Annotated in this window: 12 protein-coding genes; all 12 read right to left on the reverse strand. The window is 47.4% G+C overall.

The genetic code is table 11. The features are described 5' to 3' along the window. Window positions 1–4: 4 nt before the first annotated feature. The gene (locus tag FJ023_08160) at window positions 5–1,210 is read right to left on the reverse strand and encodes a hypothetical protein (protein MBM4447302.1); all 1,206 of its coding nucleotides are present in this window, start codon (window positions 1,208–1,210) and stop codon (window positions 5–7) included. A gap of 15 nt (window positions 1,211–1,225) precedes the next feature. Further along, complete coding sequence (locus FJ023_08165; GenBank protein MBM4447303.1) at window positions 1,226–1,996, reverse strand: thiazole biosynthesis protein; 771 nt, start codon at window positions 1,994–1,996, stop codon at window positions 1,226–1,228. A 45-nt stretch (window positions 1,997–2,041) separates the two neighbouring features. Then, window positions 2,042–3,298: a histidine--tRNA ligase gene (locus FJ023_08170; protein ID MBM4447304.1), complete on the reverse strand. Its 1,257-nt coding sequence runs from the start codon at window positions 3,296–3,298 to the stop codon at window positions 2,042–2,044. A 433-nt stretch (window positions 3,299–3,731) separates the two neighbouring features. Beyond that, window positions 3,732–4,238, reverse strand: a complete 507-nt coding sequence (locus FJ023_08175) for a cyclic nucleotide-binding domain-containing protein (GenBank protein MBM4447305.1) — start codon at window positions 4,236–4,238, stop codon at window positions 3,732–3,734. A gap of 79 nt (window positions 4,239–4,317) precedes the next feature. After that, the gene (locus FJ023_08180; GenBank protein MBM4447306.1) at window positions 4,318–4,923 is read right to left on the reverse strand and encodes a response regulator; all 606 of its coding nucleotides are present in this window, start codon (window positions 4,921–4,923) and stop codon (window positions 4,318–4,320) included. Window positions 4,924–5,047: 124 nt separating this feature from the next. Next, on the reverse strand, window positions 5,048–5,731 hold the full coding sequence (locus FJ023_08185) for a response regulator (GenBank protein ID MBM4447307.1): 684 nt from the start codon (window positions 5,729–5,731) through the stop codon (window positions 5,048–5,050). Beyond that, window positions 5,682–7,847, reverse strand: a complete 2,166-nt coding sequence (locus FJ023_08190) for a PAS domain S-box protein (GenBank protein ID MBM4447308.1) — start codon at window positions 7,845–7,847, stop codon at window positions 5,682–5,684. Before FJ023_08190 ends, FJ023_08185 begins: the two co-directional genes overlap by 50 nt. Further along, window positions 7,837–8,709, reverse strand: a complete 873-nt coding sequence (locus tag FJ023_08195) for a heterodisulfide reductase subunit F (protein MBM4447309.1) — start codon at window positions 8,707–8,709, stop codon at window positions 7,837–7,839. Before FJ023_08195 ends, FJ023_08190 begins: the two co-directional genes overlap by 11 nt. A 29-nt stretch (window positions 8,710–8,738) precedes the next feature. Next, window positions 8,739–9,779, reverse strand: coding sequence for a hypothetical protein (locus tag FJ023_08200; protein ID MBM4447310.1), 1,041 nt, complete (start codon window positions 9,777–9,779; stop codon window positions 8,739–8,741). Window positions 9,780–9,790: 11 nt separating this feature from the next. Then, a complete protein-coding gene (locus FJ023_08205; protein ID MBM4447311.1) occupies window positions 9,791–10,753 on the reverse strand; it encodes a hypothetical protein in 963 nt (320 codons plus the stop codon). Next, the gene (locus tag FJ023_08210) at window positions 10,743–11,174 is read right to left on the reverse strand and encodes a hydrogenase iron-sulfur subunit (GenBank protein ID MBM4447312.1); all 432 of its coding nucleotides are present in this window, start codon (window positions 11,172–11,174) and stop codon (window positions 10,743–10,745) included. The genes FJ023_08205 and FJ023_08210 overlap by 11 nt, the downstream gene beginning before the upstream one ends. A gap of 46 nt (window positions 11,175–11,220) precedes the next feature. Further along, a partial coding sequence (locus FJ023_08215; protein MBM4447313.1) for an FAD-dependent oxidoreductase occupies window positions 11,221–14,475 on the reverse strand: 3,255 nt, incomplete at its 5' end.

Genomic DNA, 14,475 nt, shown 5'->3' on the forward strand with positions numbered 1-14,475 from the left:
TTCGTTACGGAATCGGACGTTCCTCAAGCGGCTTAAAGACGATCCCCGATTCCACACCGGGCAAAGGTGCCACCGGCTCAGTCAGCAAGAACTCACCCTTCTTTATCCACTCCTTCAAAATGCCGGCAATTTCCACTGCTCCTGGGTAGCTGGACAGAGAAGCAGTGGGAACTTCCTGACCCTGAACTTTTATCGTTCCGCTCTTGAGCTCAGCATAGCTGATCTCAGTCAGAATGTCCGGCTTTCTTTGGGGATAAGCTTCGGCGTAGTCGACCACAGGCGCAAAAATCTCAGCATCTGTCACCAATGTGTAGCGGAGTATTTCTTCAGATAGAACAGGTATGGGTACACCGATGCCCACGGTCAAGGTGCAGCCATAACCAAGAAAGCTCGTGCCCACTAGCCATTCGGGTTTCATTTGCTTCAAATCACCGATTACGGCAAGTGTGCCGGCACCTCTTCTCGGCACGCCATTGTCGCCTCGCAAAACACTAGGATTATGCTGTGTGCCCTGCCAGGCAACATAACCAATGCCGCCACCGAGAAATATCTTAGTGCCGATGCCGATAGTTTTATAATATGGGTCATTAAATAACGGAGAAAGTTGACCGGAAGTTGAATAATTGGCATTGCCCAGCTTCGGTTTGAGCACCCCCATGTAAGTATAAATAATTCGGTCAGACAGATTGACCGCCACATTGTAATTCTGGTATGCATTCCTCATATTAAATAAAACTGCCTCATTCATATCCTTGATACTAATCAAGGTTTCCAGCTTCCGTCTGGGGTAGCAATCGGTGCCATAGGCAGTAGCCACCAGCCTGACATCCTTGCCGGCCACTAGCTCTTCTATTACATGTCCGCCGCCGTATCTGAACTCGCCGGGATAGATTCTATTCTTGGGGTCATCATCAGGCAAAGCCGTTGCCCCCAAGAAGACGTCCACAGCGGCTACTCCTGTATAAGCAGGAACATCATTTAAATAGACCTTGCCTCCACCGAGCTTAATCCTCGGCTTGGTATGCCCGACGTTGAAATAAGCGCCCGAGGAGCACATAGGCCCGAAGGTGCCAGTAGTTACCACATCAACTTCGTTAGCCGCCTGGCTGATACCCTTTTTCTTGGCGATATCAATTATTTCCTCAGCAGTAACTACTACTGCCTGACCCTTTTTGATTTTTTCATTAATTTCAGCAATTGTCTTTGCCATATTGCCTCACCCCCCCTAGCGCTTAGTTTTCTTAAGCAAATCCATAGCCAGCTCCGCAGCCTTTCTGCCCGAAAGAAGCATACCACCAAAGATGGCTCCCATCCGGGAACCACCAAAGACGGCGTTGGCTGCCATACCAGTAACCAGAAGGCCGGGACAAACCTGTCTGGTGTTTTTCACTATTTCCTTTTCGCCAACTTCAGCCCACATCGACTTCTCACCACGAACTTCCACCCCAGCTCTTGTTTTTCTGGCCACTATGCGGCAAACCTCAGCATCATGACCCGTGGCATCTATTGCCAGCTTGGCTCTTACAGCCAGCGGGTCAACATGCAGGTTCGCCAGAGACACAGCACTCCAGTTTAGCACCAGGCCAGTTATTCTGTCATCCTGGCGAATCATAACATCCTCAACGCTCAGCAGATTGAATATCTTGACCCCGGCCTTTATGCACCGGGAGCACAGGGTTGACACCGCCTCAACGGCATCAGCAACGTAATAACCCTTTTGATACTGCTTGGCCGAGATGCCTAGCTCGTCCAGAATCTCTTTTGCCTCACTTTGAACCACAATACGATTAAACATCATGCCACCACCCCACATGCCACCACCAACGCTTAGCTTTCTCTCAAATATAGCTACTTTCACATTGCTCTTCGCCAGGTAATAGCCAGCAACCATGCCTGACGGCCCGGCTCCGGCTATAGCTACATCCACCTCCATCGAATCGAGCAAATCTTCCAGATAACTCTCAGCTATCGCCTTAGATATAATTACTTCATCCATTTTTCTACCTCTCAAAACACAGCCCGGAGATAAACAGAATCACTCCTATGTAGCTCTTGTGAGCAATCTAATAAGCTCCGCTGGTAACACAGTCTTTTGCTCGCCGGTCACCATATTCCGCAAAGTCACCGCGCCGCTTTTCACCTCATCCTCGCCAATAATCGCCACGTAATTACTGCCAAGGCTGTTAGCCTGCCTCAACTGACCCTTTAAACTTCTATCGCCAGTAGCTACTATGGCCGCAATGCCGTCTTTACGTAGAATGGAGGCAATCTTCACTGCTTCCAGATTAGCCTCATTCCCTAGATGAGCAATAAAAACCGGCGATACCTGCAAATCCGGCACAGGGACTTTCTGCCTCTTCAAATTGAGCACAATCCGCTCCATACCAGCAGCAAAGCCGATAGCCGACGTAGGTTTACCACCTAGTTCCTCGATAAGGTCATCATATCGTCCACCACCACCTAGAGCGCTTTGAGCTCCTTCTCCCAAAGGCTGAATCTCAAAAACCGTCCTCGTGTAATAATCCAAACCACGCACCAGCCTGTGATTTATGTCAAAGGGAAGCTTCAAGGCCTCCAGGTATCCAATTACAGCTTCAAAATGTGCCTTACACTCCCGGCACAAATAGTCGGTGCTCTTCGGTGCCGCCTCTGCCACATCGTAGCAAGAAGCCTTCTTACAATCGAGCAAACGCAATGGATTCTTCTCAAACCTGGTCTTACAATCTGAACACAAGCCGCCCAGACGGGCAGAATAATAATGCTTCAAGCCCTCCAGGTACTTGAGTCGGCATACCTTACAGCCGATGCTATTGAGATACAGGTAAAGACCGCCAAGCCCCAATGACTTAAAAAACTGCCATGCCATCTCGACAACCTCGGCATCCAGAGCCGGGTCGGCATCACCGATAGCCTCAAAGCCGAACTGATAGTGCTGTCTGTAGCGTCCCGCCTGCGGCCGCTCATACCTGAAGATGGCAGCCAGGTAGTAAAGCTTGACCGGCTGAGGCAAATTGTCCATGCCGTGTTCAAGATAGGCTCGGCACACCGGTGCCGTACCTTCCGGCCGGAGAGCCAGCATATTGCCACTCCTGTCTTCGAAGGTATACATCTCCTTGGTAACGATATCGGTGCCTTCGCCTATGCTTCTGGTGAAAAGCTGAGAGTCCTCAAAAGCGGGGGTATCGAGGCGCTGGTATCCATAAAGTCGGCACAGGGCGATTGCCCTGTCCTCAACATACCTCCAGTAGCCCTGCTCGTCAGGCAAAATATCCGCAGTACCTCGAGGTGCTTTATACAACAGAAGTAATCCCCCTTTAGAAGCTACATTATAACAGATAGCTTCGATGAAGGCATTCAGAGTACAGGAGGTTGTCTACAAACGGTGGAATGTCATTCTGAGCGAAGCGAAGAATCTGTGAGATTCTTAGTCGTCCCAATTTGTTGGGACTCCTCAGAATGACATTAATAAACAATCTCGTACTGAAGGAGTTCAGATGTCAACCAACCTGGAGAGAAAATCTCAATAGTCCATGCGGCAGAGCGATACCACCTCCTGACCAAAACGATGGATTGTGTTCCCTAGTCTTGGCACAGATTGCGCTCCTCGCTACCTGCTAGGCGGGGTGTCCTGTTAACTAATTTGACTTTACGAAAACACTGACTCAAGGAGTGACTTGTTATCGTTGTTTATAGGGTTCGAACCAAGGTTGATTGGCCCCCAACCAGCTCTGTCATCTTCTCTGGGGTTCACCCCACGCGCTGGAACCTGTAGGCCCAGGGCCGCTCTGCCATTCCGCAATTAAGCTCTGCCTCATTTGTATTAGCCTGGCACCAATATCGGCGGCAAGATTTTCCATGATTGTGTATCCTATATGAGGATGTTGGTGAAGCAGAGCTAGTAAATCAGTACCCCGAATACGGATTTCCTCACCATCCTCAGCACATATCGCACTGGCAGAATGATTATATGGCGCTACCAAGGCAGACCATCCAAAGACTTCTCCCGGCAGGGCTTGATGAACCCTGACGTACTTGTTCCACGGCTTTTTAACCCAGGTCACGATATCGACCTTGCCGCTACAGCATATATGTAGATTCGTTGCCCTGGTCCCCTCCTCCAAAATACGATCACCCTCATGTAAGGTGTGCAGGTGACAAAGCTCCGCTATTTTATCTAAATCACTGTCAGTTAGACCTTTGAAGAGTTCAAACTCCTTCACACGTTGTACAGTAACCATTCCTTATCCCTCCTTCTTTTTTTGACACAATTATGCCTGCTTCGCTAACATCCTATTTTGACGCAACACGTATTTGAGACTACGTTCCTGAACGAGTCCCCAACCATTCTCTATACGGGCACAGTCTTTCGGTAACAGGTAACTGTCTGAGCTCGTTGATTTCGTCTTCGCTGACAACTGCTATGGTTCCGTATCTATCATGTATATCTTGGGCAAATCCACAGCAGCTACATTCATAATTGTGTGTGCATAGCTGGAACGATACAGCTCCAAGTTCCAACCAGTCTTCCTTCTCTGGCAACTTTTTTTCCACTACCTCTTGCAGTGCCCCTTTGATTGTCTTTTCCAGATCCTCAACCTTGAAAGGCTTGGGCAAATATTCGAGAAGGCCTAAACGTCGTGCCTTATCTCGTGTTTCGATTGAAGGATAAGCAGTAATCATTATCCCTTTAGTCTTAGGCTTAAGGTTTTTAGCCTGCTCGAATACTTGCAGACCATCTACACCCGGCAGCCTTAGATCAAGAACCAGAACGCCAAAGTCCTCTTTCGCGATCCTTACTAAGGCTTCTTCTCCGGTTTCAACACACTCCACATCATACCCATCATCCACCAGCCAGTCCCGCACACTTTCTCTCACCACAGCCTCATCTTCTACGAGCAGTATCTTTCCTTTCTTAGCTTCCATGTTTCCCCCCTTGTGAAATCTATAGAAATACTCGCTTTATCAGTACGCTAAATATTATTTCTTTCACCTCCCTCCACTTCGATCTTACTTATTGTGTAATACGCCTCCGAACGCCTTTTTGTTGCTACACAGATACTAGATCAGATCTTTCCTTCTTCACAAAATGCACTGATGTATAGCGGCACAACCTTTGACTGCCGGGTAATTGCTTAAGCTTTGCAACTTCATTCTCGCCAATTACTGATATAGTGCCGAATCTATCCTGTATGTCCTGGGCAAACGCGCAGTGGCCGCACTCATAGTTGCGAGTGCATAATCTAAAAGATACAGCTCCGAGTTCTAGCCAGACATGCTTATCCTTTAGCTTCTTTTGTTCAACTTCGTCCAACGCTCCACTTATTATCTTTTCCAAGTCCTCAATCTTGAAAGGTTTAGGTAAATAGTCGAGAAGCCCTATTTCTTTTGCCTTTTCCAGTGTCTCCTTGGAAGGATAGGCAGTAATGATTATCCCTTTGATCTCGGGTTTTACGTCCTTAGCTTCCTCGAATGCGTGCAAACCGTCAACTCCTGGTAGTCTTAGATCAAAAACTATAACACCGAATTCTTCCTTCTTTATTCTCTCAACGGCTTCTTCTCCAGATTCAGCAACTTCAACCTCATATCCATCACCCACTAGCCACTCCTGCAACGCCTCCCTCAACACTGTCTCATCTTCTACCAGCAGAATCTTCCTTTTTTTGACTTTCATCATCTTCTCCCTATAAGCTGTCAACCGTGACGGCATTACCTCTTTCGGAGGTTTCCTCATGGTGTAGGGGTAAATAGATAGTAAAGGTAGCCCCCTCCCCCTCCTTACTTTGTACTTCTATTCTTCCATGGTGCCGTTGGATGATTCCATAAGATATAGCCAAACCCAGACCTACGCCCTTTACCTCATGTTTTGTGGTGAAGAAGGGTGTGAATAGCTTGCGCATATTTTCTGAAGAAATCCCACAACCTGTGTCCTGGACCTCTATCTTGAGCTGACCATTGTTAACTGAGGTGCGGAGGGTTAGCTTGCCTCCCTGAGGCATTGCCTGAATAGCGTTCAAAATAAGGTTAGTGCAGACCTGATAAAGCTGGTCAAAGTCAGCCATTAGATTAGGCAGGGAGGGCTCAAGCTCTTTTACTATTTGGATGTGCTGTAACTCAGCCGAGTGAGCAGCAAGGTCAAAGGCTCGGTTGATAACGTCGTTTAGGTTCAACTGCCGAAACGCTGGGGGCGACTGCCGAGCGAAATCAAGGAGATTTCGGATTAATTTTGTGCTGCGAGTGAGTTCTGCTTCCATTTTAGATAGGTAGCCGAGGGCAACTTCCTTGGGAATATTGTCGCCTCCTACCTTCTTGGCCAGCAATTGGGTATAGGCGAGTACACCGGAGAGAGGATTGTTGACTTCGTGAGCAATGGAGGCAGCTAACTGACCCAGCGATGTCAGTTTCTCAGCCTGGATTAGCTGCTCCTGGCTTTCCTTTAGCCGCTGATGAGACTCGCTGAGCTCTCGGTAAGCTGCACTCAATTTGTCTTGCATCTCTTTTTCTTTGGTCACATCCCTGGCAATATTCTGGAAACCCTTTAGCTTGCCGTCTTCTCTAATCAGGTTGGTGGTCAGTTTTAGAATCCTTCCGGTTTCATCTTTGCTAATCAGGCGCTGCTCGTATGGTTGTTCTACCGTTTCTCCCAAGAATAGTTTACGCCTAATTTGTCTGGCTAAACTGAGACCTTCCTCCGCCAGGAAATCTCTTACATTCATCCCTAGCAGTTCTTTGGAGCTATAGCCGGTCAATTCCTCAGTAGCTTTGTTGGCAGCTATAATATTACCATGTGAGTCATGTATCCAGATGGCATCGTGTGCATCTTCAAATATCTCGCGATACCGTCTTTCTGAGGCCAAGGCTTGTCGTGCTGCCAAACGCTCTCTTTGGTAAAGCTGGGAATTCTCAATACCAATGCCAATCTGACTACCTATGGTAGTAAGCAACTCCACTTCCTCACCCAAGAATTGTCGCGACTCACGCATAGCCCCGGCGAGAGTACCCACTACTTTCCCCTTAGATTTCAGCGGCACAATAACCTCGGCTCGCATTCCCTCTCGTCTCACTATCCCCCTAGTAAGTCTAGGGTCTTGAGCGGCATCCTCTATCAGCAGTGGTTCCCCGGTCTGGGCAACGCGGCCGTTGAAGCCCTCCCCTACCTTTAGTCCTTTTAGCCCGGCAACAAACTCCTCAGATACTTCCCGGTAGGTTATAAGCTTAAGCTCTTGCTTATCTTCGTCCAAAAGAAATATCAGGACAATATCCAAGCCCATTACCTGCTTAATCTTATCGACGACTGCGCTTAATATATCCTCCAACTCCAAAGATTGACTGACGATGTCTGAAATCTCATTTAAGGCAGAAAGTCGTTTCTCATTACTTCTTGCGACCTGATATGCGGATTCAAGCTGCTGGTCAGCCGCCTCCAGCTTTGACAGCATTTGTTGCCGGCGCTCCCTTTCTTTTCTGAAGCGGTCAAACCACAGATTTATTAGAACGCCCAAGAGGATGACAGCAGTGGTCTCAAGCAAAGCATCAGGGAAATATTCTGAGACTAAGAAAACCCGAGGTAGCATAATGACAGACGCCATTGCTAAGCTGACAAATCCCGCCGTCGTGCCAAAGACAAAAGCGGCGTAGCTGACCGGCACCAGAAGGAGAATACGCTCCAAAGCGTGCCGGCTGAGACCCAGAAATGAGAAGAGAGATGATGAACTGGTCGAGAGTATCTGCTGCGGGTAATACAACACTATGACAATGGCAAAGATTACTACCACTGCCCAGAAATGGGGATTGGTTAGGATATTGAGGTGGCGACTAATCGTATGTACATCAAGATGTTTAGTATTCATCAGATATAAAATTCCTTATCTGGGCATAGGTGAACACCGGCCCATCACGGCACACATATAAGTTTCCGATATTACATCGCCCGCACTTGCCTATTCCGCACTTCATTCTTTTTTCCAGAGTAGTTATCATTTGCCCTGGGACGAAGCCGAGTTTTTCCAGAACTGGAAAGGTCAGCCTTATCATAATGGGTGGGCCGCAAACAACGGCTATTGCCTTTTTAGCTGAAGGAGCTATTTGCTCCAATACCGCTGGGACAAAACCCTCTCTTCCCATCCAGTTCTTATCACCTTTATCAACAGTAGTTATCATGTTTATTGTTTTATCCTGATTCCAGATATCAAGATCATACTTGAAGCACAGGTCTACAGGACTACGTGCTCCATATATTATATCTATATTTTCGTATTTATCTCTATTGTCTAATACGTTCCAGATGAGAGAGCGAAGCGGCGCTAGACCGATTCCGCCACCAACGAAAACGAGATTCTTGCCCCGCATCAGCTCAAAGGGAAAACTGTTACCATAAGGCCCCCTGAAACCAATCTCGGTACCAATGCTGAGGCGATGCATGGCATTGGTTACCACCCCCACCCTGTTGATAGTGCACTCTAAATGGCCGTTTCTGGTAGGGCTGGAGGAAATGCAGAAGGTGGCTTCTCCTATGCCAAAGATAGAAAGTTCGGCAAATTGACCTGATTCAAAGGTAAACTCTTTACGCAGTTTCCCGTCCTTGAAATTGAAATGGAGGGTTCTGATAGAGGGCGTTTCTTCAATAATTTTGTCTATTACTACTAGATGTGGTAAATAGACATTGTCTTGGGCAAGAAGTTTTTTTCTTTGGTTAATATCAGTAATAGCCATCTTTCACTTACCCAACTATTTTGTCCATGTTATTTCTCACTCCGAGATGTGGCACTGGCTGGTAAACTACTTAGGACTTGGCTAATATCCCAATTCACTGGACACAACCGTATACACCTGCCACAACCAGTACAGGCAGTAATGTCAAAGTTCATTGGGTAAAATTCGTATTTATGGCATACCCTTTGCCTTACCCGCCTCCATTTTTCCTCTCTCGGATTTTCCATGGGCATCTTGGTATAAAGTCTGAAACTGCAACTATCCCACCCTCTATATCTTGCCCCTTGCTTCTTAATCAACTCATCGCAAATATCGAAACAGAAACAAGTGGGGCAAAGGAAAGTGCAGACACCACAGCTAATACACTTGGCGGCGACTTTCTCCCAATAATCCTTGTCGCTGAAGCAAGCCTGTAACTTCTTCGCGATTTCTTTTGTATCGACCTTTTTTATCACCATGTCGGAAAGTGCTGCTTTTTCCGACTTCGCTTTAGCACCATCAGCTTTAGTGGCCTGTTTCACCAAACTGGTCGCTGCCAGCAACTCTTCACCCTTATCAGTAATTTCTTCGATTAAGAATTCATCCCCAATATCGGTGAACATCAGGTCAACATCGGCTGACTCCGTGGGTTTGAGCCCTAATGAAGTACAGAAACAGCTATCATAAGGATTGGTGCAGCTAAGACCGATGAGCACGGTGTTCTTTCTTTTTGATACGTAGTAGGGGTCTTCACATGTCTCGGTAAAGACCTTATCTACCATAGCTATGCCTCTGGCGTCACAGGGCCGGATGCCAAAAATAAGCTGCTTTTGCTCATCTTGCGGTATTTCTATATGGTAGCCATCTTCGTTTTTCTTGAAGCTGAACATTCTCTCCATGGAAGGGAGAAAATTAGCTTTACAGGGGATGACTGTGTTTCTATACCAATCTAAGAAGCTGACATCTATACCATCCCATCTGACCATCTTGGCAATGTTTTCCTCTTTAAATGGAACAAACACGTTCAACCGCTGGTTCCACATGCCAAGGAGTTTAGCTATTTCTTTTTTGCCGATCTTCTTAGTGGCCACCTGTCCCCCTTTTACATGATCAAGTCTTCGGCCTCCACAGGCTCGTAGGCCGTCATTAACGCCGGTGCATCCTTATCTATTCCTGCCTGATAATGGAACATCTCGTCAACTAATTCGGACATCTTTTTGGACAAGCTTCTTAGCGGGATATTCTGCGGACAAACACGTTCGCACTCACCGCAGTCAGTGCATCTTCCAGCGACATGTATATTTCTAATTACCTGAAACATGAGATTATCCTGCCACTGTGAAACGGGTGATATCCATTGCGGCTGGGACTCCTCAACAAAGCACCGCTCGCAAAAACAAGCCGGGCATACCTGACGACACGCGTAGCACCGGATGCAACGACTGAGCTGTTTTTTCCAGAATGCCCATCTCTGTTCCGGAACCATATCCTCTAGTTGCTTAATCCTCCTCAGGCTCAACTCTTTATCACCAATCGCGTTAGTTGGTATACCCACCAGGATATCGTATTCCTGAGGGGTGGGAGACTCACAGCCGAGGCAGTGTTCAAATAAGACTTCCTTTGTGGGTAACTCTGTTTTCTGCCCGCCAATAATTACTGCTACCTTTTCTCCTTGCAGGGCAATATCATCAATTTCATCCCTGTCCTTATTTACTAACTGTTCCACCTTCGCTATATCAATCAACCCGGAGCAAGGAACGCCAATAATTACCACGTCGTCTCTACTCACCTGATTATCCTGTATGAGACTAACAACGGAGCGACTATCGCAACCTTTAGCGACTATGCCTACGCGTCCCGGTACCTCAGTTAGGAATTTAGCTAGATTATTTACTATGAACGGGTTAATTACTAAAGATGCCACCTCCTCTTTCTCTCTGGTAATCAAAGGAGTAGCGGTGAATTTCAGGCTCCCTCGGGCAAAGCCAACTATATGGTCGGCTTTCCCCTCATCTAGCAGTTTCCTAGCCTCTTTCCGTAGCTCTTGTTCCATATTACTGTCCATCTTCGGAGAATAATCTATTAGGTCCCACTTCTTCTACATCTTTAACTACGGCGGCAACTACCTGGGCAAACTTCGCACCTTCTGACGCCGATACCCAGCTCGCCCTAAACCGTTCTTCCGGAATACCCATATACTCTAAGAATTTCTTGGTTAACGCAATTCTTCTTCTGGCACGGTAGTTTCCCGTTTGGTAATGGCAGTCACCGGGATGACAGCCGGACACCAAAACACCATCAAAACCCAGACGCAAACCCTTAAGGATTAACAGTGGATCAACTCTTCCCGAACACGGCACCTTCAATATTTTCACGTTGGCTGGATATTTCTTACGACCGGATCCAGCTAAATCAGCGCCGGCATAGCTACACCATTTACATAAGAACCCGACTATTCTGGGCTCCCATTCTGATTTACGTTCCATCTTATTACGCCTCGTTTCCATGAGTTAGCGCAGAATCAAAGCAAGCTTATACAAGCATGCCTTCAATTTCCGCTACAAGCTGTTCACTCGTATAGTGTTTAAGGCTTACCGAACCACTAAAGCAACCGCCAACGCAGGCGCCGCAGCCTTTGCACAAGGCTTCATTGACACGACACACTTTCTTTTCTTCAACAAAGGTAATGGCACTATAAGGGCAGACACGCATGCAGAGCTGGCATCCGGAACAAATCTTTTCGTCGACGAAAGAAGTAGCTGTTTCAATCTCCACATTGGCCTGACCAATCATTGACAGAACCTCAGCCGCTGCCCCGGATGCTTGAGCCACGGTATCCGGAATATCCTTGGGACCCTGGCAACAACCAATCACGAAGACGCCATCAGTAGTGGTAGCTACAGGGTCTAACTTAGGATGCCTCTCCAGGAAAAAGCCGTCGGCACCTCTGCTTACGTTGAACAAACGGCTAGTATTCTGAGCATCTTTCTGCGGTTCTATAGCGGTACTCAGAATAACCATATCCGCTGGCAAACGGCATTGAAGTCCCGGGTGAATTTCCTCTTCATATTGAACAATTAGCTTGCCTTTCTCCGCAGGTGTTTCGGCTATATTCGTGACACCACTGGGACGAGCTTCAATAAATATGCTGCCCTCTCTGACAATTCGGTTGTAGAACTCCTCAAAGCCCTTACCGAAGGCTCTGATGTCAACATAGAATTCATAGGCCTGAGCCCCGGGAAGATGTTCTCTTATGAGATGGCTAAATTTCAGGGAATACATACAACAAACACGGGAGCAGTACTCATGATAGTTCTTATCTCTGCTGCCGACGCAATGGATAATAGCTATTGTCTTAGGCTCCGAACCATCTTTAAGAAGAACGTGACCCTCAGTCGGCCCAGCAGCATTAACCATTCGTTCGAACTCGAGTGCAGTGACAACGTTGTCAAAGCGTCCGTACCCATATTCATAGACACCGCTGGGTTTAAACAAGTCATAGCCAGTAGCTACGATGATATTGCCAACTTCTACTTCAACCACCTCGTCTTTCATTTTGTGATCTATTGCCTCACGCTCACAAACCTTGACACACTCCAGGCATTCAGAGCAAACAGCACAATTCAAACAACGTTTGGCCTCTTCGACAGCCAATTCTTCATTAAAGCCCAACTCTACTTCTGCAAAGCCCTGCCGTTTGTCCAGTTCGAGCACTGGCATAGTCTTTCGCGCCTTTATTGCTATACCTTCTTTTGAGACCTCTTTTACCCTTTCAGGGCGGGTTGGTCTGCCCTTCTTCAGGTCTATTCCCCTAAGATAATGGTCTACAGAAATAGCCGCCTCTTTACCAGCTTCGATAGCAGAAATAACATCATCTGGACCAGACACAACGTCGCCACCGGCAAAAACACCTTCGATATTCGTCTGCAAGGTAACGGGGTCAACTGCTACAGTCGCGAAACTGGTATATTCAAGCTCCTTGGCCAGGGCTGACTTATCCACAACCTGTCCAACAGCCATGATTACATTATCAGCAGGTATATCAAATTCCGAACCTCTAATCGGTATTGGACGTCGACGCCCACTCTCGTCAGGTTCGCCCAGCTGCATCCGAATACATCGAATATGAGTTAACTGACCTTTTTCCGTCAGAATTGCTACCGGCGCTGCCAGAACATGAATCTTCACTCCTTCATGCTCCCCCTCTTCCACCTCGGTACGAAGAGCAGGCATTTCGGCTCGAGAGCGCCGATATACTATAGTAACCTCTTCGGCTCCCAAGCGTTTAGCCACTCTGGCACTATCTACTGCCGCATTGCCACCACCGATAACTACTACGCGCTTTCCAATTTTAACCTTCCTCCCTGAGTTTACCTGTCTCAGGAAATCAAGTGAATAAGACACACCCCTGGCATCCTCATTTGGAATACCCATCTTCTGGCTCATACCAGCACCAACACCAAGGAATATGGCGTCATAACCTTCACTAAAGACTTCCTTGAAGTCCTTCACTGGGGTGTTTGTCTTTATCTCTACTCCCAATTTTTCAATGTATCTTATTTCATTATCCAGTATTTTCTTCGGCAATCTGTATTCAGGTATAGCGTAACGCATTAGGCCGCCGGCTTTGGGCGCAGCTTCAAAGACAGTAACCCCGTATCCCATCCTCACTAGGTCATAGGCACAAGCTAAACCAGCCGGCCCAGAGCCGATGATGGCTACACTCTCTGGTTTTGTCTTTTCAACCGGAGCTACCTTTCCCTTGCCCTCCCTGAGTTCATAGTCAGCCATAAAGCGCTTTAGATAGCGAATGGCTATTGGTTCATCAACTTTTCCTCTTTCGCAGTCAACTTCACAGGGATGGGTACAAACTCGCCCACAAACACCAGCAAACGGCTGTGTCCTTCTGAATACCTCGAGGGCTTCCTTATATTTACCCCGTGAAATAAGGGCTATGTATCCCTGTGCGTCAACCCCAGCTGGACAAGCAGTCCGACATGGCGGAGCGCCTCGCTTGTCGATGATAAAAACATTAGGAACAGCCTGAGGAAAGGGACGATATGTTGCCTTTCTTTTAGCCAATCCCAAGTTAAACTCAGAAGGTACTTCCACCGGGCATACAATCTCACACTCAGCACAACCACTACACTTCTTAATATCTACATACCGCGCTTTCTTCCTAATTTTGACTTTGAAATTACCAATATAGCCCGATACCCCTTCAACTTCGCTGTAGCTCATTACATCAATGTTGGGATGCTGTCCTACCAGTGTCATCTTGGGAGTAAGTATACAGGCTGAGCAATCAAGGGTAGGAAACGTCTTGTCCAGTTGTGCCATGTGCCCACCAATGCTGGGAGTTCTTTCTACCAGATAAACTTTATGCCCTGAATCAGCAATTTCCAGTGCCGCCTGGATGCCGGCAATACCACCGCCTACCACCAGGGTATCAGGATTAATAGGAACCTGCCTGACCTCCAGGGCGTCATGATAATAAATCCGACTTACCGCAGCGCTCACCAGTGCCTTGGCTTTACCCGTAGCCCCATCATGGTCTTCGGTAACCCATGAGCACTGTTCACGAATATTCGCCATTTGAAACAGGTAGGGATTAATCCCGGCATCCTGACAAACACGTCGGAATGTGGGCTCATGCAGTGTCGGCGAGCAAGAAGCCACAATTATACGATTGAGACCTGCTGTTTTGATATCCTCTTTAATCAGGTTTTGCCCCGGCTCAGAGCACATGAACTTGTAGTCGCGAGCTACTGCTACTGAATCTAAATC

Source organism: Chloroflexota bacterium, from assembly GCA_016875875.1.
Classification (GTDB): domain Bacteria; phylum Chloroflexota; class Dehalococcoidia; order GIF9; family UBA5629; genus 9FT-COMBO-48-23.